Raw genomic sequence first — 3,468 nt, 5'->3', positions numbered from 1 at the left:
GGCTGGGGGTGAGGGGGCTTTCGCCGCCCGACGGCCCTGCAACGCCCCGTTTCTCACCCGCCGCCCGTCGAAGACTGCTCCATGAATGCTTCCGTGGAAGCGATCCCCACCCTCACCCCCGGCCCCTCTCCCTGAGGGAGAGGGGGGAAGAGCTGCGCGCCGCGTTGCAATCCGTCTCCTTTCCCCGTGCAATCCGCTCGCCATGTCCGACTCGCCCACCGATTCCAATTCCGATTCGCGCCTCCTCAAGCTCGGCATCCCCGCCGGGAGTTTGCAGGAGGCCACCGCGGACCTGCTCCGCAAGGCGGGCTACAACCTGCAGATCAGCTCGCGCAGCTACTTCCCACGCATCGACGACGGGGAGATCGAGTGCCTGCTGATCCGGGCTCAGGAGATGGCCCGCTACGTCGGCGAGGGGATTCTGGACGCCGGCATCACCGGCCACGACTGGATCGAGGAAACCGGCGCCGACGTGGTCGAACTGACGGAGCTGGTCTTCAGCAAGGTCTCCCGCCGCCCGGTCCGCTGGGTGCTGTGCGTGCCGGAGTCCTCGCCGGTGCAGTCGGTCAAAGACCTCGAAGGGAAGCGGATCGCCACGGAGGCCGTCGGCCTGACGAAGCGGTACCTCGAGAAGCACGGCGTGACGGCGAAGGTGGAGTTCAGCTGGGGCGCCACGGAGGTGAAGCCGCCGCGACTGGCCGACGCGATCGTGGAGGTCACCGAGACCGGCAGCAGCCTGCGGGCGAACAACCTGCGCATCGTGGACGAGGTGCTGCAAAGCACGACCCGCCTGATCGCCCACCCCAGCGCCGCCGCCGACCCGTGGAAGCGGCAGAAGCTGGACTCGCTGGTGCTGATGCTCAACGCGGTCCTCGCCGCGGAGGGCAAGGTGCAGCTGATGATGAACGTGCCGAAGGCGGACCTCGACGCGGTGCTGAAGGTGCTGCCGAGCCTGGAGAGCCCCACCATCAGCAGCCTCGCGGACGAGGATCGCGTGGACGTCTTAAGCGTCGTGGCAGAGCGCGACGTCCGCACCGTGCTCCCCGGCCTGAAAGCCGCCGGCGCCCGCTGGATCGTGGAGAGCCCGATCTCGAAGATCATCGAGTGAACCGTCCGCCCGCCGGGTGCGTTCTGCCCTGTCGCCGAGCGGTGCGCCGCCGCTCTTCCATAGCTATGCGGTCCGATGCAGCACCAACCGATTCCTGAGGTGGACGCCGCCGACGTGGACCGCGTGCTCGCGCGGGACTACGCCGCGGACCGGAGCGCGGTCGAGGCGGCGCTGGCCGCCGCGGGCTTGGGGCCGGACAAGGCGCGGGTGACGTTGGCGGCGTTGAAGGTCGCCGCCGGCGACGCCGAGCGGCTCGCCGAGATCGCCGGTTGGGATCCCCGCGACCTGATGATGAACGCGGAGTACGTCGCCTGGTCGCGGCAGCGGTTGCCCAAGGGCACGCCGTTCTGTCAGGAACGGTTCGACCGGATCAGCCGCGAGGACTTCGCCGCCTACCGCCGCTGGCTCGGCCGCGACTGCTCCGACCGCTCGAACCCGGATTCGGAACACGCCCCGACCGCCGACCCGTCCCCCGCGGAGTGATCCGACGCCCTGGGGGGCGCCGGATCCGTTGAATGCGATTGTCCGCCGTCTTATGGTCGCAAATTAACTACTGGTCGAGTGAGATCGCGAAAGTCGTCGTTCCGGTTAGCACGGTAGGCATTTGGAATGTCATTCAGCAAGAAGTCAATAGTGTGCTGAAGTCGCTCGGATATTGCGATGCGACGCAATACCTGCAGGACTGCTCCAAGGTGCTCTTGGCAGATCGGATTCTGGAGCTTGGAGTTAACCTCGGGGGAGAAGAGCGCAGTCAACGCCTGAATAACGCCATTGTCATCTAGCATCCCGAGAAATGCATCATACAGCGGGCAGCCTGCCGGACTTACGCCACGTTTGTAGCTTAATCCTCGGCCAATACGACAAGTGATCACCGTCTTTACTAGGGAGGGCATGATCTCGGCTGGTATGTCGGTTGACTTCTTGCAATAACCCAAGACCTCTTGCATCGCCGGCGGTTCGTGGTAAAAGTTATCCCATCCAGAATGAGCCTCTCTTAATCGGTTGTTTAGCAAGTCGAGTGCTACCGTTCGTGCGGGGAGCGATTCGTACGCAAGACCTTCAACGTTCTTTAGGAACTCGAGACCGCGTTTTAGTTTGTCTTCATGAAGATTAGTGCGGTAACCATCGATCATTACCCCAATCCGATAGCGGACACGGTCTTCCGCACATTCCCAGATGCTGGGGCTCAGTTGGGCGATATTCTTGCGTAGCACTTGATCGCTATTGGGCTCCGCGTATATGCCGAAGAGCGTGATCAGAAGATTATGGACGTGCGGAGGAGAAAGGTTTCGCACCTCGGCGTCGAAGCGTTTAACGGTGTCGGCATCAAGGACTGCAGTCGCATTCCTTAGGTTGCCAACAATCGAGCGAATCTGAATCGCAGATTCCGATGGCGAATCTTGGAGGACATCTTTGACGCAGGTCTGGAGCCAGCCCATCAACTCAAAACCGCCGATACTCTCGACGTTTGGATGAGAAGCGGCAACCTCATTTCGCATTGTCAGAATGTGGTCGACCTTTCGGTAGACGATATCCGAAAGCAATTCGAGCTTTCGGCACGTATCCAAAAGTACCGAATCCTTGAGCCCGTCCAAATCTGACTCGTCTTTGTAGTGCGCCCGGGCGGCGCCACCAACGGCAGCGTCAAAGAATAAATCGATACCGTAAACTGCGACTTTCCGCCGTAGGTTTAGGACGACTTCATTCCATACGTAATTCAGAGCTGCATCAAAAAGCCCGATGGCCGTCGCGCCAACAAACTTCGACAAATACCGAGCTTCTCGCAGTTGCTCCTTCGACAGGGATTCGAGAAACGAAGGCAGGTTTGTTGCGACGAGATCACGTTCATCAGTAGTGGCAATGACGTTGTCAGTCGGGAGGCCAAGCTGCGACAGATACGTCGTAAACGTATTCGTCTCGGCTGTCAGGTCCCGAGGCTTGATCGGCCGAAGTTGGTTTGTTTCAGTCATGACGATGATATACGGTTTGATCTGGTCGGCGAACTAGTGCTTTTCCGGCATGGCGGACGATAACGTGTGCACGTTGTCATGCGGCCATTGGGGCGGTCGGCGCACCGGACGAGGGGTGAACCGCGGCATGCGGGGCCGAGCAGGGACGGCGAGGGCGATTTGCGGGTGGGTCAGTTCAACCGCCCCCCGCTACCCGGTCAAGATGCCCCGGCTTCGCTCCGCTCGGTCGTCCCCGTGATGCAAACCCCGCCGCCGCCCGTCGTCTTCAAACTCGGCGGGAGTCTGTTTGATTTGCCGGATCTGGCGGAGCGGTTGGCGGGCGTGCTGCGCGGGGAGCCGCGGGCATTGATCGTCGTCGGTGGGGGGGGCTTGGCGGATGTGGTGCGGGGG

Annotated in this window: 3 protein-coding genes; 2 read left to right on the top strand and 1 reads right to left on the bottom strand. The window is 62.0% G+C overall.

Annotated features, from left to right (window positions below; all coding sequences use genetic code 11):
• Positions 1-202 precede the first annotated feature (202 nt).
• Positions 203-1,108 (top strand): ATP phosphoribosyltransferase, encoded by a 906-nt coding sequence (gene hisG / locus LzC2_RS20880; protein WP_171189960.1) that lies wholly within the window; start codon positions 203-205, stop codon positions 1,106-1,108.
• Positions 1,109-1,207: 99 nt separating this feature from the next.
• Positions 1,208-1,591, top strand: coding sequence for a hypothetical protein (locus LzC2_RS20875; protein ID WP_171189959.1), 384 nt, complete (start codon positions 1,208-1,210; stop codon positions 1,589-1,591).
• 50 nt (positions 1,592-1,641) lie between these two features.
• On the opposite strand, the gene LzC2_RS20870 is transcribed toward LzC2_RS20875, so the two are convergent.
• Positions 1,642-3,078, bottom strand: a complete 1,437-nt coding sequence (locus LzC2_RS20870) for a hypothetical protein (protein ID WP_171189958.1) — start codon at positions 3,076-3,078, stop codon at positions 1,642-1,644.
• Between the last annotated feature and the right edge of the window lie 390 nt (positions 3,079-3,468).

The organism is Alienimonas chondri (genome assembly GCF_013036045.1).
GTDB classification, from domain to species: domain Bacteria; phylum Planctomycetota; class Planctomycetia; order Planctomycetales; family Planctomycetaceae; genus Alienimonas; species Alienimonas chondri.
This window is presented reverse-complemented; position numbering and strand designations above follow the sequence as displayed.